This window comes from Desulfosarcina alkanivorans, assembly GCF_009688945.1.
GTDB lineage: Bacteria > Desulfobacterota > Desulfobacteria > Desulfobacterales > Desulfosarcinaceae > Desulfosarcina > Desulfosarcina alkanivorans.
Genome location: NZ_AP021874.1, coordinates 2393659 through 2420448, shown reverse-complemented (window position 1 = coordinate 2420448; position 26790 = coordinate 2393659). Strand labels below are relative to the sequence as shown.

The following is a 26790-nucleotide window of genomic DNA, read 5'->3' as shown; positions in this document are numbered from 1 at the left end:
AAGTTGAAAACGGCGGGCGGCAGACAGGGGTTGAAAACCATCGCAAGGACCATTTTCAACGCCGGCATCAAGGCGGTGGACCCGGCCGGCTGCGTCGACCGGCAGCTTCGCCTGGCTGCCGGCGACCTGCGGGTGGGTGAGACGGTTTATCCCCTTGGAGCGGCCGGCAGGATATACCTGATCGGTGCCGGCAAGGCGTCCGCGGCCATGGCCCGTTCGGCGGAGCGGGTGCTGGGCGGCCGCATCGACGCCGGCCTGGTGATCACCAAATACGACCACGCGGTACCCCTGCAGCGCTGCCGGGTGATGGAAGCCGGACACCCGGTGCCCGATGAAAACGGCGTCCGGGCCACGGCCGCGCTTCTGGACCTGGTGGCCACCGCCGGCCCCGATGACCTGATCCTGTGCATGATTTCCGGCGGGGGCTCCGCCCTGACCCCGGCACCCGCCGGCGGCATCGGCCTGGCCGACAAGCAGGAGACTACCCGTCTGCTGCTGGCCTGCGGGGCGACGATCCACGAGATCAACACCATCCGCAAGCACCTGTCGCGCATCAAGGGCGGGCAATTGTGCCGGCATGCCAACGGCGCCCGCATCGTTTCGCTGATACTGTCCGATGTGATCGGCGACAATCTGGACATCATCGCCTCGGGGGCAACGGCACCGGACCCGGGCACCTTCGCCGACTGCATCGAGATCCTGCACCGCCATGACCTGTCGGACCGCATCCCCGAGCCGGTGCGCCGCCATCTCTTCCGGGGGGACCGGGGGCAGGCGGATGAAACGCCGAAGCCCGGCGACCCTGTATTCGACCGTGTGGACAACCGGATCGTCGGCAGCATTTCGGATGCGCTGCGGGCCGCTGAAAACGAATCCCGACGGCAGGGATTCACTCCTCTCGTGCTCTCCAGCATGATCCAGGGAGAAGCGGGGGATGTGGCCAAGGTGCTGTGTGCCGTGGCCAAGGAGGTCCGCCGTTCCGGCCGTCCGATCCCGGCCCCCGCCTGTCTGCTTTCCGGCGGGGAAACCACGGTGACGATCAGGGGCGACGGACTGGGGGGGCGTAATATGGAACTGGCCCTTGCCGCAGGCCTCGAGCTGTCCGGTGATCACCGTACGCTGCTGCTTTCCGCCGGTACGGATGGCACGGACGGTCCCACCGATGCGGCCGGTGCCTTTGCCGACGGTTCCACGGTTGCCCGCGCCGACGCCCTGGGCATTTCCGCCGGCCGCTGCCTGGCCAACAACGACGCGTATCGCTTTTTTCATCCCCTGGGGGATCTTCTGGTCACCGGCCCCACCCGAACCAATGTCATGGATCTTCAGATCGTGCTCGTGGGCCAGTGAATGGCCGTTCCCCCGGCATCCATCATACCAGCATGAAAGGTCAGCCCATGTTTCCGGTCAACAAAACCAAGATCGTCTGCACCATCGGTCCGGCATCCCGTTCGCCGGAGGTGTTGTCGCAACTGGTCGAGGCGGGGATGAACGTGGCCCGCCTGAATTTTTCCCATGGGGAGTTCAGCGGGCACGCCCGGGATATCGACGCCATCCGCAAGGCCTCGGCCGACCTGGGCCGACCGGTGGCGATCATGGCCGACCTGCCGGGTCCCAAGATCCGTATCGGTGAACTGGTCGGTGAGCCGCTCGAACTGGAAAACGGACAGCCGCTGACCCTGACCACTGAAACGGTCGCCGGAACGATCGACCGCATGAGTGTTTCCTTTCCCGAGCTTCCCTCGGTGGTCGGCCGGGGAGACCACGTTTATATCAACGACGGCTTCATCCAGCTCAGGGTCATCGATGTGCGTGCACCCGACGTTCTCTGTGAAGTGGTTGTCGGCGGGCCGATCCGGTCGCGCAAGGGGCTCAATATCCCGGATGTCGACCTGGGCATCTCGGCCTTCACCGACCGCGACCGCCAGTGTCTGGAATTCGCTCTGGAATGCGGTGTCGACGCGGTCAGTCAGTCCTTCGTCGAAAGTGCTGCCGATGTAAACGCGGTCAGGGCGGCTGCCCACGCCCTGGGCCATGATCCCATGATCATCGCCAAGATCGAGCGGTCCCGGGCCGTCGAAAACCTTGCCGGTATTCTCGATGCCGCCGACGGCATCATGGTGGCCCGCGGCGACCTGGGGGTGGAGATTCCCATCGCCCAGATTCCTTCGGTGCAGAAGAAGATCGTGGCCATGGCCAATCGGTTGGGAAAGCCCATCATTACCGCCACCCAGATGCTCGAATCCATGGTCGCCAACCGACTGCCCACCCGCGCCGAAGCCACCGATGTGGCCAATGCCATCCTCGACGGTACCGATTGCGTCATGCTGTCGGGAGAATCCGCGGTGGGGGACCATCCGGTGGCATCCGTCCGGATGCTGACATCCATTGCGACCGAGATTGAGCCGAACCGTCCCTTATACGGCGATCGAAAAGATCCGCATCCGCCGACGACCACGGCGCCGGTCGCATTTCAGGATGTGATCGCCCGGAGTGTGGCCGCTTCGCTGAAATGCATTTCCCCGGCGGCCATATTCACGCCCACCAGAAGCGGGGCCACCGCCAGGCGCATTGCGCGATTCAGGCTGCCGGTCTGGATTGCCGCGGTCAGTTCCCGGAAAAAGACCTGCCAGGAGTTATTGTTTTCGTATGGGGTGCTGCCCGTTTTTGAACCGATCCATCCCAAGGACTGGCGCCGTTGGATCAGCCGCTGGCTGAAAGCCCAGAGAGAAGACGGCCGGCTGGTGGTCCTGACCGAAGGCCCGTCCGCCAAATATCCGGACCGCAACAACCGGATGGAAATCATCCAGCTGGACGACTGATGGCCAGTGTACACCCGTCCTGATTTCGGCCAGCGTTCCCCAGACAAGGGCGGACGCGTCTGGGCGGTTCCTGCTAAAACGGCAGCTTCATCCCTCCCAGCAGATCGTTCCCCAGGCGCAGCCGCCTGCTCAACTCGCTGTCGATGCCACCCAGCCCGGCCAGGCTTTCTCGGGCCTGCGCCACGGGGCCCTTCATCCGGTTGGAGACCTGCTCCGTCAGGGCGGATTCAAACCTGGCGGCTTCCTTCCGGACCAGGTTGCCGGCGGCGGCCCTCAGCACCTGATCGAGGTCCGACGCAACATCCACCGTATAGGCGGCCAGGGTCCCGCTGATGCCGGCACTCAGGGAAAAGCGGCTGACCCCGGAAATGGCCGAACCGATGGCCGTGCCGATGGCGGTCTGCGGGGCGTCGGCGGCTGTCAGAAAGCGTGCCTCCTTGAAATCGGCCTGGAGGTCCGCGTCCAGCACCGTGCCTTCCATCTGCAGCGTCAGACTCAGATCGCCGGTGGCCTGTTGGAGGGTCAGTGGAAAGGCGCCTTCCCGGACCAGGGGAAGGTGTTTCAGGGCAAGCCCGCTGATGGTCAGGCGGGCATGGTTTCCGGGGGCGTCCGGTCGCACGTAATCGGCGGTGCCGATCAAGTTCAACATGTTGATCTGCTTCATCTCCCGGCCCAAAAAGGCAAAGGTCATGGGGCGCCCCAGGATGTGCTGCGCCAGGGTGATATTCTCGGCCTTGCCGGTGAGGCTGCCCGCCGCCACCGCGGCGCTGACCTTCATGCTGCGGATCAGAAAATCGGGCATGGGAGGCGTTTCGGCAAAACGGATGTTCTGGCCTTTTCCCCGCCGCGGGGCCTGCTGCTCGGGTGCCCCGCCGTCAGCGCCGGGCAGCCGGCCGATATGGGGCTCGATTTTACGGTACCAGCCCGTTGCGGTCCCCAGCCATCCACACAGGCGTTCGCCGAAGAGCATGCGGCTCATGTTGGCCAGCCCCGAGGGGGACAGGCTGTACTTGTCCATGATCCGGTTGATGTCCTTGACCGGTGCGTTGGACAGGTCGCGCACCTGGTTTTGATAATCTTTGAAGTCAGCCGTGAAGGCGGTTTGGGCTTCTTTCAGGCGATTCAGATCGTTCCGGATGTCGGCCTGCAGCTGCTGAATTTCTCCCGCATTTCCCAGGAGTGCGCCGAAGGCGCCGCCGGTGCCCTTGATTTTCTCAACCCGGTCGCGGTAGGCCGCCAGCGTTTTTTCGTCCGCCAGGCGTGTCAGCGCCTTTTCCCACCGGGCCTGATCGGCCTCGATCTTTTTTCCCAGGCCGGTGGCCAGGGTGAGGGCCTCCAAGGGCTCCCCGGCCAGGATCGTGTCCACGTCCGGTATGGAAAGCGCAGGCATGGTGAATTTTCCGCAGACTTTTTCCATCGCAGCCGTGGAAACCGCGGCCGCATCGGATTTCTCTCCGGGGTGGCGATCTTCGGCCAGCTCCGGTACTTCACCCGAGGTCTTTCGGGGCGTGTTGAACCTGAGCCCCTCCACCGCCATGGCATTGATGATGATCTTGCGCCTGATCAGGTAACCCGGATCCAGGTCCATGCGCAGGCTGCCGATCTCAACGATGTTCTGCATGGGGGAATCCGGGTTGGTGACGGCAAGGCCGGTCAGCTCAAGGCCTGACGGAAAAAGGGACAGGTCCGCCCCGGCCAGGTCCACCCGGGCGCCGGCGGCGCGGGTGCCGGCTGTTTCAATGGTGCGGCGGATCACCGTGTCGACCACAAGGACCCACACCAGGACCATGAGAAGGCTCACGACGACAAATGCGACCATGCCTTTTGCGCGGATCCAGCGTTTCATATGGCCCCCCCTCTCCAGCCGGATACGGATTGATACACCTCGAAAAGCCGGGTGGCCTTGAAGGCCTGCATGAGGCGGGTTTTTCTCACCCATGCGAGGATGTGCTCCCGGTAGCGGCGAATCAGCAGGTTGAAAACAATCAGGCCGGGAACGAACAGGACCAGCGAGAAGATCAGGCTGCCCATGACGATGGTGTTGTTCAACCGGTCCAGGCGGAACCAGCTGGTGTTGTAAAGGCCGGTCCACAGCCCGGTGAGGCGGGGGGCCGTTAGTATTGCCAACCCCATACGGTCGAAGAGGGGATCCAGGGCGTAGGCGACCGCCGAGAAAAAGGCCCATCCCAGAACGAAGCTGGAGAGGTTCACCCGCAGCACCAGCACCAGGAGCAGCACCAGCAGGTTGTGGGGGCAGAGCACCGGCGTCAGGCCGGCAACCATGGACAGGCACAGGGCCAGGGATATCTGCCCCGGTTCGGTTTCCGAATTGAGAACCTTGAGCAGATTGGCGACGGCTTCGATCATGATACTTCTCCTTTCTTTAAGGAAAACCAGCAGATCGTGAGGGCAGGTTCATGTGTGAGGTTCATCTTAATCCCAATCCGCCCCCGGTTCAAATGAATAGTTCAATTTCCGGAATTGGATCCGTTGACGGCGGGCGGGCTGCCGGAGCGGGGTCTCGCCGCGACACGGCCCGGTTCGACATGCGCCGGCCACCGCTCATGCATTTTCTCTTCCGGTCGCGGTCCGCTGCGGGCGGCGCTGACATTCAGATTGACATGGGCGCCGCCTTTTTCATACAATTTGGCTGAAAAAGGCAGACCGGGCACCTGTTCCATGCCATCCTTCCATGATGTTGCCAATGCTGTACAGGGAGCACCCCATCATGCCGCTGACCATTCAATCCGTCATCTGTACGGTCGACTTTTCTTCCTTCAGCCCCCTGGTGGTCGAACACGGGGTGGCCTTGGCCCGGCGCGCCGGGGTTCGCCTTTACCTGTTGCATGCGGTCCACGATCCCCAGGACCGGCTGCACCCCACGACCGAATTCGAGCGGGGGGGAGACCTGACCCAGCATACCGATGACGCCCGGAAGCGGTTTGGCGAACTGATGGCCCATGCCGCCGTGGACTGGGAGGCGGTGATCCGTTTCGGGGACCCGGTGGAACAGACCGTGGCTTTCGTTAATCGTCTTCCGTCGGGGGTTGTGGTCTCCGCCAGCCATGGCGTATCCGGATTCCGGCGGCTTTTTATCGGCACCGTGGTGGAACGCCTGACGCGGGCACTGACCCGCCCCATGCTGGTGGTCAAGCCCGGCGAGGGTCAACCCGACCGGGGATCCGACACGTTTCACCGTGTTGTGGTCAGTTGTGACGGCCACGGCTACTGGCAGCGGCTGGTCCCGCTGCTGCAGTCGATCCAGGCCGATACCGATTCACACGTCCACCTGGTTCACGCCATGGAAAGACCCGTCGACAAGGCCATGTCGGATGTCGATGAGGCGTCCTACGGCCAGGTTCAGCAGGTGCTTCAGGCCCGCCTGAGCCGGGGACTGCGGCAGCAGGCCCGGCGGTTGTTTGCCGATCACGTCACGCTTTCCGTAGATGTCGCTCCCGGTGTGCCGCAGGAGATGGTGATGGAGGTCGCCCGTCAGCGATCTGCAGATGTGATCGCCGTCGGTGTGCGTCGTTCCGGAAAAGTGGGCCGCTGGATCAGCGGGTCGACCACCGAAGCGCTGCTGCGCCGATCCCCATGCTGCGTGCTGACGGTCCCGGAGCCGGTGCAGGGGCAACCGCCCGGAGGGGGCCAGCGATGACGGCCACCGGCGTGGTTTGGGACCCGGTCTACCTGACGCATGTGACCGACGAGGGCCACCCGGATCACCCCCGCCGGCTCAAGTCTCTGTACCGTCACCTGCGGGATACGGCGGTGAACCACCGGTTTAAAACGGTTACCCCGCCGGCAGCCACGGACGAAGAGATTCTGCTGGTGCACAGCCCGGCCTACCTGGAACAGGTCAAGGCCACTGCCGCGATCGACGCATCGGCCCTCAGTGCAGATACCCTGACCTGCAGGCATTCCTACCGGGCGGCAGCCATGGCCGTCGGCGGAACCATCGAGGCGGTCAGGCAGGTGGTTGGCGGCACCCTGTCCCATGCCCTGGTGCTGGCCCGGCCGCCCGGGCACCATGCCGAACGGAGCCGGGCCATGGGATACTGCATCTTCAACAACACGGCCATCGGCGCCATGGCCGCACGCGCGAACATGGGCGTTGCACGGGTGATGGTGGTGGACTGGGACCTTCACCACGGAAACGGGACCCAGCACATGTTCGAGCGGGATCCGTCGGTGTTTTTTTTCTCTTCTCACCAGTTCCCCCACTATCCGGGCACCGGCCATCTCACGGAAACCGGGCTGGGGCCGGGGGAGGGGACCACCATGAATGTCCCCTTGAGCCGCGGCTGGGGTGACGGTGAATTCACGGCCCTTTACCGGCGCCTCCTGACTCCCGTGGTCCGGGCGTTCAAACCCGAGTTGATCCTGGTTTCCGCCGGGTTCGATATTCATGTTGACGACCCGCTGGGAGGGATGACGGTGACCCCGGCGGGGTTTGCCGGTTTGACCCGCCTGCTCCTCGACCTTGCCCGGCAGACCTGTGCCGGCCGGGTGGTTTTCTGCCTGGAGGGGGGATACAACGCCGACGCCCTGTCCGACTCGGCCCTGGCCATGATCGATGAACTTACCGGGCGGACATCCACCGATGTAACGGCCATGGCGGCAGGTGCCGACCCCGGTCGGCTGAACCCCGTCTTGGAACGTTGCATCCACACCCACCGGCGGTTCGGGACGCAGCTGGACGGGCCGCTGTCCAGTCACGGGTAACCGGGACACCGCAGGAGAAATGGGCCGGCTGACGCCCCACCGACCGGATATGTCGTCAGCCGGGCAAGGGGGAACACATGGACAAGATCAGCATCATGGAAGCGTCTGTCCGCAAATGGGACCGGATCATCGCCGGAAAGGGGATGGACGGCGGCGTCCTTGATTGTCCTCCCTGCCGCATCTTCTATGTGCTGGTCTGCGTCGGATGCCCGATTGCCCAGTATACGGGGAAAAAATTCTGCAAGGGCTCACCCTATATCGAATGGTACTGGCACCAGAACGATGCCCACGGTAAAATGTTCCGAAAGGTATACTGCCCGGAATGCGAACGCCTGGCCAGGAATATGCGAGACTTCATGGTTGAAATCGTCGAGCACCTGAAATCCCGGGAAGCTGCCGTAAAAAGCGGGGAACGCGCGTGAAACGCCCCGATGAGGCCCGGACGTCATCCAGCCTGGATACCGTCCGGTGATGGCCTGGGTCGCACTGGGCCTGTCCGCCGAGACAGCCGTCTTTATCCTGGCAGGATTTGCATGGCTCCTGTCCCGGGAATACACCCTGGCCGAAGCCGGCGCCGGTGCTGTCGTTTTGGTGTTCATCGCCTTGTCACTGGTCCATCAGCTCTCTCTGCTCAGCGGATCGCTCCTGCCCGGGTTCGTCCTGGAGTCGACCGCCCTGGCCACCGTTTTTTTCCTGGGTTTCCGGAGGCTGCCGGATCTGCCGCGGTGGTGGGCAGCGATGAGCAATCTGGTCCGCCAGGAAGCCTTTTCAGCGGGAACCATCGCGGGCGCATGGTCGGTGATGGCCGGCCTGCTGGTGGTGGGGTGGTGGTCCCTGGATCCCCCTCCGCCGGCCTTTCCCTGGCACGGATTGCGGTTCGGCACCATACCGGGGGCATTCTGGCGGTTTGCGGGGGCCGATGCGATTGAGCCGCTCAATGCCCAGGCCCTGTTTTTTCACACGGCCCGTTTTGGCCTGGGGGCCGATGCCTGTGGTTTCGGCCTGCTGGCCTACATGGCCGTCGGCCTTTCCACCTATGCCCTGGCCCGGCGCTACGCCTGGCCGCCCATGGCCCTGACGGTCACCTTGATGGTGCTCAGCATGCCCCGCCTGGTTGCCCTGGGGCGATGGCCGTCTGCGGAAATGGTTTCCACCGCAGCCGTTGTTTTTTCCATGCTCCTGGTCTATCGCCTGGTGGAGCAGCACCGGTCCGGGGACTTGCGCTTGTTTGTCCTGTGCACCTTTTTTTCTCTGTCCGCCAGTCCCTTGAGTGTTGCCCTGGTTCCGGTGATGTTTCTGCTGATGACGGTGGTCGTGGTTCGTCGGCACGGGTGGCTGATGTTGCGGGAACTGGCAGCGGCGAAACCCTTTTCAAGCTTCCTGGTCCTGCTGCCCGCCCTGGTACTGGCCCAGATTCCCGTGGTTTTGGTGAACCTGGCCAATGCACATCCGCTTTGGGGCGGGGCCATTCTTTTTGAATCCGGCGGGCTGACCGGTGCCGCCGCCAACCTGTTGCGTTTTTTTTTCGCCAGCGTGGATCCCACCGGGCCGGTTCAGCAAATGCTGGTCTGGCTGGTGGGGCTGGATCTGAACCGTCTGCTGGCGGTTGGTTACACCACCCTGGCGGCGGTTTTCGGCCATCCCGGAGCGAATACGCCCTTTGTCCCGTTTTTTTCAGGCAGCGGGAGCATGGGCTTTGGCCCCTTCGCTCCCTTGCTGGTGCTGCCGGCGATGTTTCATGCCATGGTGCGGGGGCCGCGGCGGCTCAAGGCGGTCGGCGTGGCGTGGGCGGGATACCTTTACCTGGCGGCCCTGGTGGTGGCCTGGCATGCCGGCAGCCCCGAGGCGTTGACGCCCCTGTATGCGGCCAACGGGTTCGCTGTGGCTTTTTCCCTGCCCCCCTGGCGGCTTCGCCGACGGGGCATGCGGATTTTTCAGGTGGCTTTTGCCTTGCTCCTGGCCTGGTCCCTTACCTGCGGGCGATGCATGTAGGTGTTGAAAAGCAGGGCAATGTGATCTACAAAAAGGGTATTTCGGCGATCGGTGCTCCTGCCTGGCCAGCCATCCTCGGAGCCTTTTTTTTGGCGATGCCGCCATGAGAGCCGTTTCATGAAATCGGATATCCAACGGATCGTAGATCGATACGGCCAGCTTGAGCAGCGGGTCTGTCAGCAGATGACTCGGTTTTGCCGGCCTTTTTGTTCGGTCTGCCGGCAGGTTTGCTGCCAATCGCATTTTTGTCTGGAAACCCGTGAAAGCACTTTTCTCGGGCAGGTCGTCCGGTGCTTCCCGCCCCAATCGGTTTTCGACCCGTCCCGCGGCTGGTTGTCCGCAACGGGATGCACACTGGTTGCGGGACGCCCCCCGGTCTGTTATGAGTTTCTGTGCCGCAGTATTTCCGGTGCGGTTTCAGCCACTCCCGATCACCATCATGCCCTGCTGGCATTGAGTATGGTGATGACCTACGTCGGCAGGAGGGCTGTCGGCGGACGGCATCTGGTGGAAGTAACCCACCCCCCCGATCTGAACCGGATCAATCCGGATCGGCTGGGGGCCCGACTTCATGACGCCAAAGACGCGGCTCTGGCATCGGCGGCAGTCCTGGATGGCCGGCCATCGGACGCGGGCATGCGGGCACTGTGCCGAATCGTATCACCACCTCGGACTGATAGACAGAAGAGAAGGAGATCGATGTGAATTCCATGAACAGGACCCTCGTGACGGTAGCCGTTGTTTTTGCCCTGGTCGTTTCCGGTCTGGTGGCTTACGTAATGGTCAAGAAGTGGCATCAGCGCCAGATGGCCGCTGGCCGCCAGCAGGCCCAGGAAGAGTGCCTGGAGGTGATTCGCAAAATGGAAGCGGATCTGGAAGATGTCAGGGCGCAGTTGGCGTCGGAACGCCTGATGCGTCCGGGTGACGATGTCTATCCGACGGTTTTCGGTACGCCGCCGCCCGGTCGCGATGCCGATGCCCTGCCCGTGGACTGTGAAAAGGTCGCGGTGCAGCTGACCTCTTTTTTCAATTACCTGGACGGCCGTTCATACCTGTCCGCCCGGGATCTGGAGGGGGGCAGCGCCGGTTTTTTCCGTGACTGCGCGGAACGGCTCATGGCCGATCCGCCGGTAAACATCGCGGAGATGAAGGACATGTTCCGCCTGGTAAAGAATGTGACCCATTTTTACCGGGTACTGGGAAAAGACCGCCTGATCCTGGTCAAGGATATCCTGGCCGCTGAAGAACGGGTTCTGGAACCGGCCATGGCGATGTTTTATGCCGGGATTGCCGAATGCCGTCAGCCTCTGCCCGGTGACGGAGAACCGCTGCCCATCGAACGGCTTTACGATTATGCCGGTTATTTCCTCAACACCCTCGGCGGGCGAAGTTACCTGCTGAGGCGGGAATCCAAGCTGCGCATGCTGGTGAGCTATTACGCCATTTTAATCGTCGACCGGGCCAACGACGAGAAGTTCAACCAGTACGGCATCGATGTCCGCCCCTATATCGACTACCTGTTTTATGATATTTCCAACCAGAAAGGACTGGCCTACCGGGAACGCTACCTGACCCGCCTGACCGCACTGCGGGATAAGTACATGTAAAACTTTTGTCACATTGCCTTTCTTGCTTGTCCCGCGCCATCGTCCCCGATAAGGATACAGCGTTTCAAAACGACCTGTATCTGTCGAACTATTTCAAACGACCGGGGACGGTGCAACAAATGAAAATGCCTGAGTTGAAAATCGGACACCTGATCAGTCGGCTCCCCATTATTCAGGGGGGCATGGGCGTGGGGATCTCCATGTCCGGCCTGGCTTCCGCCGTGGCCAACGCCGGTGGTATCGGCGTCATCGCCGGTGCGATGGCCGGCATCACCGAAAAGGATGTCTCCACCAACGGGCTGGAGGCCAACTGCCGCGCCCTTTCCCGGGAAATCCGCAAAGCCAGGGAGAAGACCCGCGGGATTGTGGGGGTCAACATCATGGTGGCGCTGACCCATTTTGCAGACCTGGTCAAAACCGCCATCGCCGAGAAAATAGACATCATTTTTGCCGGTGCGGGGCTGCCGCTGGACCTGCCCGGTTTCCTGAAAAAAGGGGACCGCACCCGGCTCGTGCCAATCGTTTCGTCGGGCCGGGCCGCTGCCCTGATCTGTAAACGATGGTTCCAGCGCTACGGCTACCTGCCCGATGCCTTCGTGGTGGAGGGGCCCAAAGCCGGCGGGCACCTCGGATTCAAAGCCGAGCAGCTCGATGATCCCGCTTTCAGTTTAGAGACCCTGGTGGCCGATGTGGTCGCCGAGATGAAGAAGGTCGAGGCGGAGCACGGCATCCGGATTCCGGTCATCGCTGCCGGTGGCGTCTATGACGGCGATGATATCCGGCGATTCCTGCAGATCGGCGCCAGTGGCGTCCAGATGGGCACCCGGTTCGTGGCCACCCACGAATGCGATGCGGACCCGATTTTCAAGCAGTCTTATGTGGATGCGCGAAAAGAGGACCTGATGGTCATCAAAAGCCCGGTGGGGCTCCCCGGAAGAGCCCTGAAAAACCAGTTTTTGGTGGATGTGGCCGCCGGCGTCAGGCGGCCTTTCCGCTGTCCGTATCACTGCATCAAGACCTGCGATCCGGAGAAGAGCCCCTACTGCATCGGTATGGCCCTGGCCTCCGCCAGGCGGGGCAAGTTGAAAAACGGTTTCGCCTTCGCCGGTGCCAATGCTTTCCGTGTGGACGAAATTGTCTCCGTCAAGGAGTTGATGCGATCCCTGGAAACCGGTTACGATCGGGCTACGGGCTGACGGCACCCGCTTTTCCGCCTTTCTTTTTTTCTTCCAGCTGATATATTGGGCGCCGGAGAATCCGGCGCCTTTTTTGTGCCCGGCTGCCGATTTCCCGTCTTTACTGCCCTTCATTCAAACCGGTTCACGGCCGGCCTGCAGGCCAGATCCCTTGTCGAGTCGGCCGATTGATAATTAAATTGTGGCGGCCGTTTCACGCCGGGTTCGCCGGCAGCGATGGTCGCCCTGTATCAACGATCGTCCCGCAAGGAGGTGCAGCATGGTAGAGAAGGTGATCATCATGGGGGCCGCAGGCCGGGATTTTCACAATTTCAATGTTTATTTCCGGGATAACCTCCGGTACCAGGTGGTGGGATTCACGGCCACCCAGATTCCCGATATCGACGGCCGCATGTATCCGGCGCAACTTGCCGGCAGCCGGTATCCCGATGGCATCCCCATTTACCCGGACAGCCGGCTGGCAGAACTCATCCAACGGCACGGGGTGGACCTGGTGGCCTTTTCATACAGCGACGTGCCCCATGTGGAGGTGATGCACAAGGCTTCCCTGACCACCGCCGCCGGTGCCGATTTTATCATTATCGGCGCCCCTTACACCATGCTGACATCCAACAGGACGGTGATCTCGGTCTGTGCGGTGCGCACCGGCTGCGGAAAATCCCAAACCAGCCGGAAAGTCATCCAGATATTGAAGCGCATGGGAAAACGCGTGGTTTCCGTTCGTCATCCCATGCCCTATGGCGATCTTACCCGGCAGATCGTTCAGCGGTTCTCTTCCCGCGAGGATCTTGACCGCCAGCACTGTACCATCGAAGAACGGGAAGAATATGAACCGGTCATCGACATGGGGGCCGTCGTCTATGCCGGTGTCGACTACGGGCTGATCCTGGAAGCGGCGGAAAAAGAGGCCGATGTCATTGTCTGGGACGGTGGCAACAACGACACTCCGTTTTTCAGGCCGGACGTCAATATCGTGGTTTTCGACCCCCACCGCGCCGGGCATGAAACCCGCTACCACCCCGGTGAAACCAATCTGCTCATGGCCGATGTCGCCGTGATCAACAAGGTGGACAGTGCCGAGCCCGAGAAGGTGGAGCAGGTTCGCAAAACCATTGAAAAACACAATCCAAAGGCGGCCATTATCATGGCCGACTCCGCGGTCCTGGTGGACGATCCAAGCCTCATAAGAGGCAAACGGGTCCTGGTGGTGGAGGACGGGCCCACGCTGACCCATGGTGAAATGACCTACGGCGCCGGTGTCATTGCCGCCCGCCGGTTCGGTGCCGCTTCCCTTGCCGACCCGCGCCCCTGCCTCAAAGGATCATTGGCGGAAACGTTCAACGACTATCCCCATATCGGCACGTTGCTTCCTGCCATGGGCTATAGCCCCGCCCAAATTAAGGACCTGGAAGATACCATCAACGACTGCCCCTGTGACTTGGTCCTTTCGGCCACGCCCATTGACCTCACAGCCGTGGTGACCGTGGATAAACCGGTGGTTCGTGTGCGTTACGAGTACAAGGACAACAGCGAGCCCACCCTCGAAGCGGTGATCCGCAAGCAGCTTGAGGGCGGGCTCTGAAAAAGCGCCGCCGTGTCCCGTGTCCGCGCCCCCTGAAAACAGTGCAAAACGCCGGTTTCCGGAGAGTTGACGGGGCTGCGATGTTTCGGTAACGTCAAGGTTGCATGTGATAGGCAAACCGATAGTATTCCATTAACTTCATCAGACCGGGAGGGACCATGATTGTCGGCATCTTAAAGGAGATCAAGACGGAAGAGAACCGGGTGTGCATGACTCCGGCGGGGGCGGAAGTGATGATCCACAACGGGCACACGGTACTGGTGGAAAAAGACGCCGGCGCCGGCAGCGGCTTTGCCGACGCGGCTTACGCCGGGGCCGGGGCCCGTATCGTCGACACCCCGAAGGAGATCTTCGATGCGGCCGACATGGTCATGCACGTCAAAGAGCCCCTGCCCCCCGAGTACGACCTGATCCGGGAGGGACAGATCGTGTTCACCTACCTGCACCTGGCGGCCGACGAGACCCAGACGCGGGCGTTGATCAAGAGCCGCAGTGTCAGCATCGCCTACGAGACCATCCAGAAGGCCGACGGCAGCCTGCCGCTGCTGACGCCCATGAGCGAGGTGGCCGGTCGCATGGCCATCCAGCAGGGGGCCAAGTACCTGGAGATGGCCCAGGGCGGCCACGGGGTGCTGCTGGGAGGCGTTCCCGGCGTGGACCCGGGCACGGTGGTGGTGATCGGCGGCGGCGTGGTGGGGGTCAACGCGGCCAAGATGGCCTGCGGCCTGGGGGCCAAGGTCTACCTGCTGGACATGAACCTGGACCGGCTGCGCTACCTGAGCGACGTGATGCCGGCCAACTGCTTCACCTTGATGTCCAGCCCGGCGACGATCCGCAAGCTGGTCAAAGAGGCCGACGTGGTGGTGGGGGCCGTGCTGATTCCCGGGGCCAAGGCCCCGCGGCTGGTGACCCGTGACATGCTGGGAACCATGAAGAAGGGGTCGGTGCTGGTGGATGTGGCCATCGACCAGGGGGGCTGTTTCGAGACCTCCAGGGCCACCACCCACGGCAGCCCCACCTACGTGGTGGACGGGGTGGTGCACTACTGCGTGGCCAACATGCCCGGTGCGGTGGCCAAGACCTCGACCCTGGCGTTGACCAACGCCACCCTGCCCTATGCGGTGGAGATCGCCAACAAGGGGTGGAAGCGGGCCATGCAGGAGAACGCCGAAATCAAGCCGGGCGCCAACGTGATCGACGGCAAGGTCACCTACCGGGCCGTGGCCGAGGCGTTCGGCATGGCATACACGCCTGTTGAAGAGATGATGTCGTAAACCGGGCGTTGATGGCGCAACGAAGGAAGGATGAGGGGGCGTCCGGCTTTCTATAGCCAGCCGGAGCCCCCTTTTGGGTTTATCCGCTAAAAACGGCCTCCGGCAGCGATGCCTGCGTCATCTGTCTTTCCCATCGCGGCAGGATGCGGCTCCCTAGCCGGCTGCAAGGAGCCCTTATCCGCCCCCACCGCCTTGCAGGCGTTTTGTCATTCGTCTGAAGAGGGTTTCTATCCGTTCTTCTGCCCGGCTAAGGTCGGCCGTCGATGTAAAACCGGAATCGAGTTCCTTGAAAATGTGGTCGAATCGCGATGCGGGGATGTCAGGGGCTGTCCGTTCCACCGGTGGCCGCCGGTACCGGCCGTCTTCGAAAAAGTAGTTGCCCGCCCCCGGTGCATCCTGTCGACGGAAGGGCCAGTTCAACTTAAGCCCGGCAAAGGCCCGGAAAAGCGATGCGGTGCCGGCGCCATCTGAAACGTCGGCCTCGCGGACAGGCCGACCGATCCGGCTCTCCAGTTCCTCAAAGAAGGCGGACAGCAGATGCCGTTCGGTAACGATGAGCCCGTGCAGGTACCAGTGGTCCATGCTCCGGCGCACGACGTTCAGCCATCGGGCCGGCAATTGCCGGACGCTGGGGCAGAAATAGGTGCGGCAGGCCATGCCGCCGTAGTAGCTCAGTCCGCGCCAGTCCAGGCCGTCGTTGCCGTCTGCCAGGGGATGCAGCAGGCAGCCCACCCGGCGGCCCGTGTCCGCGATGATTCCCAGAAAAGGACAGTGGTGAAACTCCGGGAAGGGGTGCTGGCGGGGTTCGCTGCCTTCGACCCGTTCCTTGAACGCGTCAATCCCGGCCACGGTGCGCGGGACGTCGGCGAACCATCCGGTCCGGCGCACCAGCATGGCTTCCAGTGCCTGGGGGGACGGATCGGCCACATTGTAAAGTCCGCAGCAGGCTCCGCAGGAGACGTCGGGGCTCACCTGGCACAGGTAAACCGTTTTGCTGCTGCTCGGCGGGCAGGTGTTCATGATTTTCCGTCGGTGAATTAAGGTTTATTCTGGTTCATCGGTGATGCCGTCGGTCTGGCAGCACTTATTCCAGATATTTTTACAGAATCCAAGGACTTTTGCATTTCGATCCAATGAAAATGAGGATGACCTGCCTTACCTTCGGATTTGGGCCAGGCCAGGGGGCAGATGGCCTCTGACCGCCTTCATCCCTGGCGTCAATTGGGTAAACCGCACCATATAATTAGACACTATTATCGATAAATTATGGGTTTCTTTTTTCCCAGCCCAATGCTTCCGTTGTGGCCGAAATTTTTTAACATGTAGAAAATAATGACAATATACCCCTGTTAAGCTTCTGGCCCATTGCTTGCTTTGTTAATATACCGGTTCCCATCCTTGAATCCAGCGATACGATTCATCGTCTCCCGGCCTTTTTCCAACGCAACAATGATGGAATAAGAGGATTGGCGCAAATATGAAAGAAACGTTCAACAATGCCGGCGACAGGCAGCAGCAGAGGTCCATGACGAGTGATCAATGCCTTCAGGAGGCCCTGGCTGAACGCGAACGGTTTCTGGGTCGTAATGCGCACCTGAGGCCCTACCAGGCGGAGATCGACAGGGTGCTGGACCAGTCCGGAAACTGCCGGGGTCGCATGGAGGTCCTGGGGACCTTGCTGCAGGGCAAGCTGCTTGAAATGCAGAAAGAACTCTACACCCTCTCCAAAATGCTCCAGGCGTCCGTCAACTCCAATTAACGATCCCCGTGGCAATGCGGCCGTGTTTCGATGCAACAGGCTCCCCATCGGTGAAGGGGCGGGGAGTGCCAGCCGAAATTATTCAAACACCTCCGGACGCCACCGACCAAGAATCCGAATATGCCCTGAAAAGCAGGCTGCCGGGTACAAGTTGGAACAGAAAAAAACATATGCTCCCAACTTGGGCACCACGGTCTACTTGCCCGGCCAATGAGGCAACGCCGGCCCTGGTGTGGCGGCTGACATAAAAAAGGGCAAGACCCGCAGCTGGGTCTTGCCCAAGAGATGTGTGCCAGGCATGGCGCAATTCTATAGGGTGCAAGTCCCGAACAGGCCGTATTGGTCGGAACTGTTAGCCAAAGGCAAGGGCGTTGTCGCGAGGCAAGGTCTGGAGGAAGCCGGAGGCAAAACCCGGACCCGACGAACAGAAACCGGATACAAGGCCGATGCTCGCAGGGTAATCTGGCCATAGACAGAGAAGCCCGATAGCCACTCGGATGCGACATAGGTAAATCCGGCGGGAACCGGGTGAAAGAATTCCGTCTTACCCTGGGAGATCTCAAAACGTGTCTGACGAGCAGACTACCGATGTCGCAAGGCTACGGGATGCGTTTGGAGAAGTCAGCAGAGGCCATAGTAGACCAGACCGGTTGAAGGGCCGAATCCTTTAGTCCAAGGAGCAGTCTGAGACATCTCGATGAACGTGGAGCGGCAGCAAGGTATAACAGAACAACTGAGCCTGTTCGAGCAGGTAGGATCGGTTATACGCCCCGTCGATTTTGGAGAAGCCGGAAGCGGATCTGGAACGAGCGAGGAGCAGCAAGCGTTTGCGGCGGTGGCCCAGCAACGAGCCTTGACGCAGGACCTGATGGAACGGGTGGTCCTTCCATCCAACCTGAACGCTGCCTATCGGCGTGTGAAAGCCAACAAGGGATCAGCAGGGATCGACGGGATGACCGTCGACGACCTAAGCCCGTGGCTGAGCACCCATAAAGGGCAGTTGATCGAGCAGTTGGTCACCGGCACCTACAAGCCCTGTCAGATCAGGGGCGTGCAAATCCCCAAGCCAGCCGGTGGTATGCGACAATTGGGTATACCAACGGTGGTGGATCGGCTTGTCCAGCAGGCAATCCTGCAGGTATTGGAGCCAATTCTGGACGCGACGTTTTCACCTGCCAGCCATGGCTTTCGGCCAAGGCACAGCGCCCACACAGCACTGAAACAAGCTCAGGAGTACGTGGCCTCTGGCCATGAGGTCGTGGTGGACATGGACCTGGAGAAGTTTTTCGACCGGGTCAACCACGATGTGCTGATGGGTCGTCTATGCCGCTGGATCGGAGACAAACGGCTTCTGCGGGTTATTCGTCGGTTCCTGGAGGCGGGCATGCTGCAAGAGGGGGTAAAAATACGCCGTGTGGAAGGGACTCCGCAAGGCGGTCCCTTAGATGAGCTGCCTTGTGCCCTGTGCGGAAAAATGGGAGGGGTTTGTGATTGTGGCAAATGATCATTTTAAAATACTGACTTTCAGGCCAAATAACCCCACCGATATTATATGAAATTGTTTTATTTGAGGGATGTAATTCTGTCTTAATTGGTCATTTTCAGGGGAAATCACATTTTAACTGGGGAATGTTGCATTATTAATACAAAACAATCCAACAAATGGGGGGACGATTTGTGTATGCAAGGAGGCCCAAAGTTCAATTCCTTACAACGCCACCGAGCACACAAAAATATACACAAGGGCAGGATAGAAGGCCAACTGCTTAACAGAAAGAACAAAGCGGTTCAGGCTGGCCTTATTTTTAATTTCCTCGAATTCGGGGGGATTAAAATTAAAATCCGGATTATCGTCTCTTATTCAGCTGTTTAGAAATCCAAGCCGGATTTTTTCGCATTGGCAAAATAGCCACAACATAAGCAATCTTTTCAACCACTTCGTAATAGATCGCATATGGAAAGCGCTTGGCAAACATCTGGAACAGACCAAGCTTTTTGGAATGAATCCCAGCGTAAACGATCAAAGATTCAATATCAGCGACCATGCAATCCCAAAAATAATTGCCTACGCCAAGTTCTTGAAGATCATAAAAGGCTTTTCCCTCATTCAAGTCATCAACGGCTTCTTGCAATACTAAGACATCTTTAACCTTCATTGCCCTCGGCTCGTCTTAAGCTCTGATATTGAGATGAATTTTGCACTACCATCAGCGATAGCTTTTTTCCTTTGTTCCAATATGCGTGTGTGCCATTCAGGAGTATTCATTTCACCGCCCTCATAGAGCATGGAATCCCAAAGGGCTTCCATTACCTGAATGCGCTCGGCACTGCTTAACTTTTTTAACTCATCTATATTCATTGGAAAGCCTCCAAAAAAACATAATGGTTATACCCAAACAGACTATTGAATGCCTTGCTGAATATCGGCCCTGCTGGACCAATCATATCGGAAAACAAATAGTTTTCAATCAAAAACTTAATCAATGAATACAAACAATTATATTCTATATCAAAATTTCCATCAAATTAAATGTGGAAAATTGTAGCGCTTAGCTGTGGTAGAGACACGATTCGGTGAGACCTACGCGATTATCCTGTGTGTTGATTTTCAAATTAAATGGACGGATTTTTCCTGATTATTTTGAACCAATTGATCGATTTCCAGATTATTTGAACGGGGGCTGTAAATTTTACAAGCCCCCGTCGTTTTCTCACCTTAAAATATTTCGGTAGCCGCCCGCCGGACATGCTCGGCAGTAACGGTCGTGGATTGATCGCTGGCCGCGGCAATCAATGCACCCCTGGCCACTTAGGTTGGCGGGATTAACGACGGCTGAAATTGTCGCGGCGTTGGACATGGCGATTGCGACGGCCAAGGCAGCGAGACGTTAGCCAGTGTCCATCCACGGGAATAACTACCCGTAATAAATAAGAAACGCGCATTTTGTTGTAGCTTTATTCTTCTCGTTGTAGTATATTGAAAGTCTCCAAACAACCAATATCATTACAAAAGAAAGAAAAAGGCGAAACACAAAATGCGCGAAAAATGGCAAAAACAGATGCCGCTGATGCCTCAGATAAAAGACCACGCCCAAGCAAAAGAACTCACAGCCATCAGTGACATCATTGATGGGCACCCTATCATCTGCGATCGCGTTCTTCAAGATTTGAACAAGGGCAAGTTGGTCGCCTATCGAAAAGGTGCCGGTGGCATGAGTGCTGACCAGGTGCTTCGTTGTGCCATTGTGAAAGTCCTTTTCGGTTTTACGTATGAAGACTTGGCCTTTCATATCGTCGATTCGCAGGCATTGAGCTGGTTTTGCCGTATCGGCATCGCCGACAAGGGATACAAGAAATCTGCGCTGAACAAGAACATCAAAGCCATATCGGACATCACCTGGGAACTGATCAACACGGACCTTTTGGGATATGCGAAACAAAAGGGCATTGAAAAGGGTCGTCAAGTCCGTGTGGATTGCACATGCGTTGAAACCCACATCCATCACCCCACCGACTCCAACCTGTTGTGGGATGGTGTTCGGGTGCTGACAAGGCTGGTCGACCGCTGCCGGGAAGATTTTCGGGTTAACGTTCCTGGTTTCCATAACCATACCCGTGTTGCCAAACGTCGGATGCTGGCGGTGATGAATGCCAAACGCAAGATCACGCGTAAGGCCGCCTACGTGGATCTGCTCAAAACCAGTCGCAAAGTGGTCGGGTACGCCCACAGGGCTGTCGCTGCGATCAACACCGGTGGGACCATAGACCCTCTGGCCATGGCACTTGGCTTCCAGATCGAACATTTTGTTGACTTGACCCGTAGGGTGATCCACCAGACCGAACGCCGGGTTCTTCATGGAGAAACTGTCGATGCCAAAGACAAGGTGGTATCGGTGTTCGAGCCACATACCGACATCATCGTCAAGGATCGACGCGATACGCTGTTTGGCCACAAAATCTGTCTGACCGGCGGCGCTTCGAACCTGATTCTGGACTGTGTAGTCACCGAAGGTAATCCAGCCGACACGGATCTGACCATACCCATGCTGGACCGGCAAAAACAGATCTATGGCCGTTATCCCCTCAAGGCCAGCTTCGATGGCGGTTTTGCATCCAAGGAGAACTTGAAACAGGCCAAATCGCGTAAGATCAAAGACGTCTGTTTTGCCAAAAAGCGAGGTCTATCAGAAACCGACATGTGCCGCAGCCAGTATGTTTATCGCAGGTTACGCCGTTTTCGAGCCGGAATTGAAGCTGGCATTTCCTGGCTGAAGCGTTGTCTTGGCCTTTCCCGATGTACCTGGAAAGGATGGGACTCGTTTAAATCCTATGTCTGGTCGTCGATTGTGGCCGCGAACTTGCTGACCATCGCCAGGGCCAAGCCAGCCACTTGAGAGCTTAACCGCTTCCGCATCTTAAAAACTGGTTGAACAAGTGCGCTTGGATTAAGCCGATTTTGATTGATTAGTCACAACTCAATGTAACGATGGTGAGAAATATCCTGCCGAGGATTCTACTGCTCCATATTTTTTGCGACTCGGCTCTGAGAATCACCATTTATGGATGGACACTAGCTTGCTTTTTGCCTGTTTTTTTAAGGTTCGTTATTTTTTTGAGCATGCTGTTTATCTGATAGTCAATTTCTCCGGCTGTCATTAATTCTGGCGTATCATTGAGTTGTACGAATCGGAATTTGACGAATGGTTGAAAAAGCATACCATCCGGTTCTGGCTCCACTACCTCAATGTTGAATGAACACTGCATCTTCAATCTCCTTTATTGCTATTGATTTTGATGTACAGAGACATTCAACCAATAATCAAAGGGTCAGTCAAAAAAAGTTGACACTATGTTGACACCCCAAAAATCCGCCTTCGGCAACGAATAAAAAACCGGGCTAAATGCCCGGTTTTATTAAGTCGATTGGTGCCCCCGGCAGGATTCGAACCTGCGGCGCACGGATTAGGAATCCGATGCTCTATCCCCTGAGCTACGGGGGCGTTTGGGTAGGGTTATTCGATTTTGACCGACTGTCCCGGGTAGATGGTGCTCCGGGGGGTCAGGTTGTTGATTTTCAGGAAATGGTTCAGTGACATGTTATTTTTCCGGGCAATGAGATAGGGGCTGTCGCCCTGTCTCACGTAATAGGTTGCCGATCCCCTGGACGGTGTTGCCCCGGCGCTTTTCTGCGAGGGGACCTTCAGCACCTGGTTGATGCGCAACCGGGTGGTCGAGAGACGGTTCACCTTCTGAATTTTCTGGGTGGTCGTACCATATCGCTTGGCGATAATCCACAGGGAATCGCCGCTTTTGACCACGTGTTTCCGATTCCACGCGGCGGGAGAAGGCGCCGTGGCCGGCGCGCGTGTGATGACCATCCCGCGCTGGGGGATTTTAAGCTTCTTTCCGGCCACGATATAGCTGGACCGCTTCAGATTGTTGGCCCACATGATTTTTTTGACACTGGTATGGTAACGCCGGGCGATGGTGGACAGGGTTTCCCCCTTTTTGACCCGGTGGTAAACGAATGCAGGGCGGGGGGGGGATGAAACCGGCACCTGGTCAATGGACGCCAGCAGCAGGTCTTTTTTGCCGACCGGTACCCGCACGGTGTATCCTCTGGGGGGCAGCACGCTGTACCGGAGTTCGGGGTTGAGTTCCTTGAGGACCTCGCGTGTGGTTCCGAGGGGCACGGCCAGATCTTTCAGGTGGATCTGGCGATTGACATCCACCGTTTCGAAAACCAGTGGCTGATACGCATCGATATCCGCCATCCCGTATTTTTCCAGGTTTTCGATGACGTGCAGGGCCGCCAGAAAACGGGGGACATAGCGCGCGGTCTCAAAGGGCAGGCGGCCGAAAAGATCCCAGAAATCGTCCAGGTAGTTGATGTTCTGCGTCCGGATCACACGCAGCACCCGCCCCTCACCGCAATTGTAGGCAGCCAGCACGGTGGACCAGTCTCCGAAAATGCTGTGGAGTTCTTTGAGATAGGCGATGGCGGCATCGCTGGATTTTTCAAAATCGATGCGTTCGTCGATATACTGGTCTCGCTTCAGGCCGAACTTGTAGCCCGTTGACGGTATGAACTGCCATAACCCCAGTGCCCGGGCCCGGGATAGCGCTTTGACTTTGAAACCGCTCTCGATCAGCGGGAGCCATGACAACTCGGCGGGCAGGCCGGCGGCTTCCAGTTTCCGCAGGATCATGGGGCGGTATTTACCGGAACGTTTGTAGGACTCGATAAAAAAACGCCTTTCGGGGCCCCTGGTGAACAGGTTGATCTCCCTCTGGATGTTGGCGTTGATCTCGCGTGGAATGGCATTGTGATTGCCATTGACAACGATATTCCGTGATGCGTAGATTTCGAGTATGCGCTTGGAAATAAGGAACCGCAGGTCTTCTTTTTGCTGAACCAGTTTGGGGGGGTCGTCCGGTTCGATCGTCAGGATCAGGGAATAGGCCCGGTCCAGGGACTCCAGGGCATTTTCGAGTTCCCCCTTTTGCCAGAAATCCTGGGCGGCTTCGCAGAACACCAATGCTTCGTCCAGTTGCTGCTGAATGCCGTTGGCTGAAGAAACGGGGTCTGCGGCAACAGGGTCGATCACCTCGGTGCTGTCAACTGAAATTTCTGCATCTGACGGGGCAACCATTGGCGGAACTTCCCATTCGGCTGCCATCGCGGATGGCTGGTTGACAACAACGGTGTCATCGGGCGGGGACGGATCCGCCGGGACGGGACTGATTTCTGCGCTGGGAACTTCAACGGCAGGCGACAGATAGGCGTCGGCTGTCGGTTCGGAGGTCCGGTCGGCGGGCTGGTGGGCGCATCCGGAAAAAAGAATCAGCATTAAACAGATAATGGGTCTCATAATATAGGAAGGCAATTCAGGGTCCTCTTTTTGACGATCATATGATAAGTGACGAACGAATCGAGCCAATGCAAAACCGCTTGTTTCCAGGGTCCATACACATTGGACCGCTTCTTTGTCAAGTTGCGATGGTTCAGCCGGAAGGAAATCCGGATTCAGCGCAAGGCCAGTAACCCCGGTTTCCTTTTTATGCTGTTATCGTTCCATTGCACCGCAAACTTTAGCCCGGCAACGGCCGGTTGGTCGTCAGGCTCTGATTTTGCTGACTTGAGAGAATGACGGGGCGCGTGTATACATATTTTTTTTTGGGATAGAAAAAATTTTGCTTGAAAATTTAAAAAAGAGGGTGTAAAAGACGTCGTTTCAATCAATCAATTTTAAGGTTACCTGTTAACCCGTCTGATTGGTTTGTTCTTTCAGAACCTTGTCCGCCAGCGTAGCTCAGATGGTAGAGCTACTGATTTGTAATCAGTGGGTCGGGGGTTCGAGTCCCTCCGCTGGCTCCAGTGTTGACAGCTGATCATATGGTGGGGTTCCCGAGTGGTCAAAGGGAACAGACTGTAAATCTGTCGGCGATGCCTTCGGAGGTTCAAATCCTCCCCCCACCACCAATTTTATACTGGGTAAGTTCCTGTAGGAGATCGTTGCAAGCGAAGGATCGATAGCGTACTACATGGCTTGCTTTTTTGTTGCGTCATGCGATGCGGCAAACACTAATGGGCAGTGTCAATGTCAAGATCGTGGGTATTTGAACGCGGGAGTAGCTCAGTTGGTAGAGCTTCAGCCTTCCAAGCTGAATGTCGCGAGTTCGAGCCTCGTCTCCCGCTCCATTGACTTTGATACGGCTCGTTTACAGCCTGCCTTTAATTGCTCTTTTTCTTGTTGCTTCTAAAGCCCACGTAGCTCAGTCGGTAGAGCGCTTCCTTGGTAAGGAAGAGGTTCATCGGTTCAATTCCGATCGTGGGCTCCACCTTTTGCCCATTGCTTTTAGAAAATTGAAATAGCCAGTAATTGTCCATTCAGGGAGGTTTTAAAATGGCGAAGGAAAAATTTGAGAGGACGAAGCCGCACGTAAACGTAGGGACCATCGGTCACATTGACCATGGCAAGACGACATTGACGGCTGCGATCACAAAGTTGAGCGGTTTGAAGGGGATGGCGGATTTTATTCCTTTCGATCAGATTGACAAGGCGCCTGAAGAAAAAGAGCGTGGAATCACGATCGCCACGGCCCACGTCGAGTACGAGACGGCCACTCGCCATTATGCGCACGTGGACTGCCCGGGCCATGCGGACTACATCAAGAACATGATCACCGGTGCAGCCCAGATGGACGGCGCGATCCTGGTCGTCGGAGCCGATGACGGCCCGATGCCCCAGACGCGTGAGCACATCCTGCTGGCCCGCCAGGTGGGTGTCCCCCGGATCATCGTATTTTTGAACAAATGCGACATGGTCGACGACGAAGAGCTGATCGAGCTGGTGGAGCTGGAGCTGCGCGAACTGCTGGACAAGTACGAGTTTCCCGGCGACGACACCCCGATCATCCGCGGCAGCGCCCTCAAGGCCCTGGAGTCCGATGATACGGAGTCTGCCGAAGCCAAGTGCATCTTCGAGCTTCTGGATGCCATCGACGCCTACATCCCCGAGCCCGAGCGCGATGTGGACAAGCCGTTTCTGATGCCCATCGAGGACGTGTTCAGCATCTCCGGCCGCGGTACCGTGGTGACGGGGCGTGTGGAGCGCGGCATCGTCCATGTGAGCGACGCGGTAGAGATCGTGGGTATCCGCGAGACCACGAAGACGGTGTGTACGGGCGTGGAGATGTTCCGCAAGCTGCTCGACGAAGGTCAGGCCGGTGACAATATCGGCGTTCTGCTTCGCGGCACCAAGCGTGACGAAGTCGAGCGCGGCCAGGTGGTGGCGGCACCGGGAACGATTACGCCGCACACCAAGTTCAAGGCCGAGGCGTATATCCTGAGCAAGGAAGAGGGCGGTCGTCATACGCCGTTTTTCAACGGATACCGTCCGCAGTTTTACTTCCGTACCACGGATGTGACCGGTATCCTGAATCTGCCTGAAGGCGTCGAGATGGTGATGCCTGGCGACAACGTGGCCATCACCGCCGAACTGATTACGCCGATCGCCATGGAAAAAGAGCTTCGGTTCGCCATCCGTGAAGGTGGCCGTACGGTGGGTGCCGGTGTCGTCAGCGAGATAATTGAATAGTATCCCAAGGAGTGCCTTCAAGTGAGAATTATTATAACACTGGCCTGTACGGAGTGTAAGCGCAAAAATTACACGACGACCAAAAATAAACGTACAACGCCTGATAAATTGCAGTTCAGCAAATACTGTCGGTTTTGCAAAAAGCATACACCGCACAAAGAGACCAAATAAACGTGCAGGCGGACGCTGAGGGATTTATGCAGGCCAGTAGCTCTAATTGGTAGAGCATCGGACTCCAAATCCGGGTGTTGGGGGTTCGAATCCCTCCTGGCCTGCCACATTTTCAGGTGTAATCTGCAATGGTGCCGACAGTCGAAAGCCGCAAGGCATGACGGCTGTTCGCCGTAGATAATAACGGGGAATGATGGGACGGTTACTTCGAAAAAAAGATCCGAGCAAAAAAGCTAAAAAAGCGATACCTGTGGATGAAGCCGGCCGGAATTCCGACTCCCCCGCGGAAATGGGGAAACCGCTGCCGGCGGTGAAAAAAACCTACACGCCGGTCAGCAAGGCAGCGGCTGTCAAAGAAAAAACATTTATCGACAAGGGGATCCAGTTTCTCCGAGAAGTAAAAGTGGAACTCAAAAAAGTGACGTGGCCCTCTCGGAAGCAGACCATGGGGTCAACCGTCGTGGTCCTGGTCATTGTGACCATCATTTCACTTTTCCTCGGGCTTGTCGACGCAGGCCTTTCCGGCCTGATCCGCGCAGTATTGCAATAACGCAGGAGCGTTTA

General features: G+C 58.2%; 25 protein-coding genes and 6 tRNA genes. 22 read left to right on the top strand and 9 right to left on the bottom strand.

Annotation, left to right across the window (positions count from 1 at the left end; translation table 11 throughout):
• Positions 1-3: 3 nt before the first annotated feature.
• On the top strand, positions 4-1347 hold the full coding sequence (locus DSCA_RS10750) for a glycerate kinase type-2 family protein (RefSeq protein ID WP_231716443.1): 1344 nt from the start codon (positions 4-6) through the stop codon (positions 1345-1347).
• Between the two features lie 47 nt (positions 1348-1394).
• Positions 1395-2819 (top strand): pyruvate kinase, encoded by a 1425-nt coding sequence (gene pyk, locus DSCA_RS10745; protein WP_231716442.1) that lies wholly within the window; start codon positions 1395-1397, stop codon positions 2817-2819.
• A gap of 73 nt (positions 2820-2892) precedes the next feature.
• Here pyk and DSCA_RS10740 read toward each other — a convergent pair whose 3' ends face one another.
• The 3 genes from DSCA_RS10740 to DSCA_RS10730 form a co-directional block, all read right to left on the bottom strand.
• Entirely contained in the window at positions 2893-4665 is a 1773-nt protein-coding gene (locus tag DSCA_RS10740; RefSeq protein WP_167527707.1) for a TIGR03545 family protein, read from the bottom strand.
• Positions 4662-5186 (bottom strand): TIGR03546 family protein, encoded by a 525-nt coding sequence (locus DSCA_RS10735; RefSeq protein WP_155316427.1) that lies wholly within the window; start codon positions 5184-5186, stop codon positions 4662-4664. Before DSCA_RS10735 ends, DSCA_RS10740 begins: the two co-directional genes overlap by 4 nt.
• Before the next feature lie 101 nt (positions 5187-5287).
• Positions 5288-5500, bottom strand: coding sequence for a hypothetical protein (locus DSCA_RS10730; RefSeq protein ID WP_155316426.1), 213 nt, complete (start codon positions 5498-5500; stop codon positions 5288-5290).
• A 23-nt stretch (positions 5501-5523) separates the two neighbouring features.
• Here DSCA_RS10730 and DSCA_RS10725 point away from each other — a divergent pair, with 23 nt between their 5' ends.
• The 9 genes from DSCA_RS10725 to ald all read left to right on the top strand — a co-directional run bounded on the left by DSCA_RS10725 (position 5524) and on the right by ald (position 15195).
• Entirely contained in the window at positions 5524-6477 is a 954-nt protein-coding gene (locus DSCA_RS10725) for a universal stress protein (protein ID WP_167527706.1), read from the top strand.
• Positions 6474-7544, top strand: a complete 1071-nt coding sequence (locus DSCA_RS10720; RefSeq protein WP_167527705.1) for a histone deacetylase family protein — start codon at positions 6474-6476, stop codon at positions 7542-7544. Before DSCA_RS10725 ends, DSCA_RS10720 begins: the two co-directional genes overlap by 4 nt.
• Positions 7545-7621: 77 nt before the next feature.
• Positions 7622-7966, top strand: coding sequence for a hypothetical protein (locus tag DSCA_RS10715; protein WP_155316423.1), 345 nt, complete (start codon positions 7622-7624; stop codon positions 7964-7966).
• A 49-nt stretch (positions 7967-8015) separates the two neighbouring features.
• Entirely contained in the window at positions 8016-9536 is a 1521-nt protein-coding gene (locus DSCA_RS10710) for a hypothetical protein (RefSeq protein WP_155316422.1), read from the top strand.
• A 117-nt stretch (positions 9537-9653) separates the two neighbouring features.
• Positions 9654-10241, top strand: a complete 588-nt coding sequence (locus DSCA_RS10705; RefSeq protein WP_155316421.1) for a hypothetical protein — start codon at positions 9654-9656, stop codon at positions 10239-10241.
• On the top strand, positions 10238-11143 hold the full coding sequence (locus tag DSCA_RS10700) for a hypothetical protein (protein ID WP_167527704.1): 906 nt from the start codon (positions 10238-10240) through the stop codon (positions 11141-11143). Before DSCA_RS10705 ends, DSCA_RS10700 begins: the two co-directional genes overlap by 4 nt.
• 119 nt (positions 11144-11262) lie before the next feature.
• Positions 11263-12339 carry an NAD(P)H-dependent flavin oxidoreductase gene (locus tag DSCA_RS10695; RefSeq protein ID WP_155316419.1) on the top strand — a complete coding sequence of 359 codons (1077 nt, stop codon included), beginning with the start codon at positions 11263-11265 and terminating at the stop codon, positions 12337-12339.
• Between the two features lie 259 nt (positions 12340-12598).
• Positions 12599-13921 carry a cyclic 2,3-diphosphoglycerate synthase gene (locus DSCA_RS10690; protein ID WP_155316418.1) on the top strand — a complete coding sequence of 441 codons (1323 nt, stop codon included), beginning with the start codon at positions 12599-12601 and terminating at the stop codon, positions 13919-13921.
• Between the two features lie 158 nt (positions 13922-14079).
• Complete coding sequence (gene ald / locus DSCA_RS10685) at positions 14080-15195, top strand: alanine dehydrogenase (protein WP_155316417.1); 1116 nt, start codon at positions 14080-14082, stop codon at positions 15193-15195.
• Between the two features lie 174 nt (positions 15196-15369).
• On the opposite strand, the gene DSCA_RS10680 is transcribed toward ald, so the two are convergent.
• Positions 15370-16215, bottom strand: a complete 846-nt coding sequence (locus DSCA_RS10680) for a hypothetical protein (protein WP_155316416.1) — start codon at positions 16213-16215, stop codon at positions 15370-15372.
• 457 nt (positions 16216-16672) lie between these two features.
• Here DSCA_RS10680 and DSCA_RS10675 point away from each other — a divergent pair, with 457 nt between their 5' ends.
• Complete coding sequence (locus tag DSCA_RS10675) at positions 16673-16954, top strand: hypothetical protein (protein ID WP_155316415.1); 282 nt, start codon at positions 16673-16675, stop codon at positions 16952-16954.
• Between the two features lie 697 nt (positions 16955-17651).
• Positions 17652-18458: a reverse transcriptase domain-containing protein gene (locus DSCA_RS10670; RefSeq protein ID WP_155316414.1), complete on the top strand. Its 807-nt coding sequence runs from the start codon at positions 17652-17654 to the stop codon at positions 18456-18458.
• A gap of 343 nt (positions 18459-18801) precedes the next feature.
• Here DSCA_RS10670 and DSCA_RS10665 read toward each other — a convergent pair whose 3' ends face one another.
• Positions 18802-19110, bottom strand: a complete 309-nt coding sequence (locus DSCA_RS10665) for a type II toxin-antitoxin system RelE/ParE family toxin (protein WP_155316413.1) — start codon at positions 19108-19110, stop codon at positions 18802-18804.
• A complete protein-coding gene (locus DSCA_RS10660; protein WP_155316412.1) occupies positions 19107-19313 on the bottom strand; it encodes an addiction module protein in 207 nt (68 codons plus the stop codon). The genes DSCA_RS10665 and DSCA_RS10660 overlap by 4 nt, the downstream gene beginning before the upstream one ends.
• A gap of 676 nt (positions 19314-19989) precedes the next feature.
• Between DSCA_RS10660 and DSCA_RS10655 the strand changes: the two genes are divergently transcribed.
• Entirely contained in the window at positions 19990-21348 is a 1359-nt protein-coding gene (locus DSCA_RS10655; RefSeq protein ID WP_155316411.1) for an ISNCY family transposase, read from the top strand.
• 163 nt (positions 21349-21511) lie between these two features.
• Here DSCA_RS10655 and DSCA_RS10650 read toward each other — a convergent pair whose 3' ends face one another.
• The 3 genes from DSCA_RS10650 to DSCA_RS10640 all read right to left on the bottom strand — a co-directional run bounded on the left by DSCA_RS10650 (position 21512) and on the right by DSCA_RS10640 (position 23841).
• Positions 21512-21718, bottom strand: a complete 207-nt coding sequence (locus DSCA_RS10650) for a hypothetical protein (RefSeq protein WP_155316410.1) — start codon at positions 21716-21718, stop codon at positions 21512-21514.
• Positions 21719-21878: 160 nt separating this feature from the next.
• Positions 21879-21954, bottom strand: a tRNA-Arg gene (locus DSCA_RS10645).
• A gap of 12 nt (positions 21955-21966) precedes the next feature.
• Positions 21967-23841, bottom strand: coding sequence for a lytic transglycosylase domain-containing protein (locus DSCA_RS10640; RefSeq protein WP_155316409.1), 1875 nt, complete (start codon positions 23839-23841; stop codon positions 21967-21969).
• Between the two features lie 415 nt (positions 23842-24256).
• On the opposite strand from DSCA_RS10640, the gene DSCA_RS10635 reads away from it, so the two are divergent.
• From DSCA_RS10635 to secE, 8 genes are all read left to right on the top strand, one after another.
• A tRNA-Thr gene (locus DSCA_RS10635) sits at positions 24257-24332 on the top strand.
• A gap of 20 nt (positions 24333-24352) precedes the next feature.
• Positions 24353-24437: transfer RNA gene (locus DSCA_RS10630), tRNA-Tyr, on the top strand.
• 143 nt (positions 24438-24580) lie between these two features.
• Positions 24581-24656 (top strand) — tRNA-Gly (locus DSCA_RS10625).
• Positions 24657-24719: 63 nt separating this feature from the next.
• Positions 24720-24796, top strand: a tRNA-Thr gene (locus tag DSCA_RS10620).
• 65 nt (positions 24797-24861) lie between these two features.
• Positions 24862-26055: an elongation factor Tu gene (tuf, locus tag DSCA_RS10615; protein ID WP_155320377.1), complete on the top strand. Its 1194-nt coding sequence runs from the start codon at positions 24862-24864 to the stop codon at positions 26053-26055.
• Positions 26056-26076: 21 nt separating this feature from the next.
• Positions 26077-26226, top strand: a complete 150-nt coding sequence (gene rpmG, locus DSCA_RS10610) for a 50S ribosomal protein L33 (RefSeq protein ID WP_155316408.1) — start codon at positions 26077-26079, stop codon at positions 26224-26226.
• Positions 26227-26256: 30 nt separating this feature from the next.
• Positions 26257-26333: transfer RNA gene (locus DSCA_RS10605), tRNA-Trp, on the top strand.
• A gap of 203 nt (positions 26334-26536) precedes the next feature.
• The gene (gene secE, locus DSCA_RS10600) at positions 26537-26776 is read left to right on the top strand and encodes a preprotein translocase subunit SecE (protein WP_231716441.1); all 240 of its coding nucleotides are present in this window, start codon (positions 26537-26539) and stop codon (positions 26774-26776) included.
• The last annotated feature ends 14 nt before the right edge of the window (positions 26777-26790 follow it).

What these genes read in the sequence shown, in the direction of transcription:
- pyk (WP_231716442.1), top strand. Translation starts at nt 1,395, where the DNA reads ATGTTTCCGGTCAACAAAACCAAGATCGTCTGCACCATCGGTCCGGCA.
- DSCA_RS10740 (WP_167527707.1), bottom strand. Translation starts at nt 4,665, where the DNA reads ATGAAACGCTGGATCCGCGCAAAAGGCATGGTCGCATTTGTCGTCGTG.
- DSCA_RS10735 (WP_155316427.1), bottom strand. Translation starts at nt 5,186, where the DNA reads ATGATCGAAGCCGTCGCCAATCTGCTCAAGGTTCTCAATTCGGAAACC.
- DSCA_RS10730 (WP_155316426.1), bottom strand. Translation starts at nt 5,500, where the DNA reads ATGGAACAGGTGCCCGGTCTGCCTTTTTCAGCCAAATTGTATGAAAAA.
- DSCA_RS10725 (WP_167527706.1), top strand. Translation starts at nt 5,524, where the DNA reads ATGCTGTACAGGGAGCACCCCATCATGCCGCTGACCATTCAATCCGTC.
- DSCA_RS10720 (WP_167527705.1), top strand. Translation starts at nt 6,474, where the DNA reads ATGACGGCCACCGGCGTGGTTTGGGACCCGGTCTACCTGACGCATGTG.
- DSCA_RS10715 (WP_155316423.1), top strand. Translation starts at nt 7,622, where the DNA reads ATGGACAAGATCAGCATCATGGAAGCGTCTGTCCGCAAATGGGACCGG.
- DSCA_RS10710 (WP_155316422.1), top strand. Translation starts at nt 8,016, where the DNA reads ATGGCCTGGGTCGCACTGGGCCTGTCCGCCGAGACAGCCGTCTTTATC.
- DSCA_RS10705 (WP_155316421.1), top strand. Translation starts at nt 9,654, where the DNA reads ATGAAATCGGATATCCAACGGATCGTAGATCGATACGGCCAGCTTGAG.
- DSCA_RS10695 (WP_155316419.1), top strand. Translation starts at nt 11,263, where the DNA reads ATGAAAATGCCTGAGTTGAAAATCGGACACCTGATCAGTCGGCTCCCC.
- DSCA_RS10690 (WP_155316418.1), top strand. Translation starts at nt 12,599, where the DNA reads ATGGTAGAGAAGGTGATCATCATGGGGGCCGCAGGCCGGGATTTTCAC.
- ald (WP_155316417.1), top strand. Translation starts at nt 14,080, where the DNA reads ATGATTGTCGGCATCTTAAAGGAGATCAAGACGGAAGAGAACCGGGTG.
- DSCA_RS10680 (WP_155316416.1), bottom strand. Translation starts at nt 16,215, where the DNA reads ATGAACACCTGCCCGCCGAGCAGCAGCAAAACGGTTTACCTGTGCCAG.
- DSCA_RS10675 (WP_155316415.1), top strand. Translation starts at nt 16,673, where the DNA reads ATGAAAGAAACGTTCAACAATGCCGGCGACAGGCAGCAGCAGAGGTCC.
- DSCA_RS10670 (WP_155316414.1), top strand. Translation starts at nt 17,652, where the DNA reads ATGAACGTGGAGCGGCAGCAAGGTATAACAGAACAACTGAGCCTGTTC.
- DSCA_RS10665 (WP_155316413.1), bottom strand. Translation starts at nt 19,110, where the DNA reads ATGAAGGTTAAAGATGTCTTAGTATTGCAAGAAGCCGTTGATGACTTG.
- DSCA_RS10660 (WP_155316412.1), bottom strand. Translation starts at nt 19,313, where the DNA reads ATGAATATAGATGAGTTAAAAAAGTTAAGCAGTGCCGAGCGCATTCAG.
- DSCA_RS10655 (WP_155316411.1), top strand. Translation starts at nt 19,990, where the DNA reads ATGCGCGAAAAATGGCAAAAACAGATGCCGCTGATGCCTCAGATAAAA.
- DSCA_RS10650 (WP_155316410.1), bottom strand. Translation starts at nt 21,718, where the DNA reads ATGCAGTGTTCATTCAACATTGAGGTAGTGGAGCCAGAACCGGATGGT.
- tuf (WP_155320377.1), top strand. Translation starts at nt 24,862, where the DNA reads ATGGCGAAGGAAAAATTTGAGAGGACGAAGCCGCACGTAAACGTAGGG.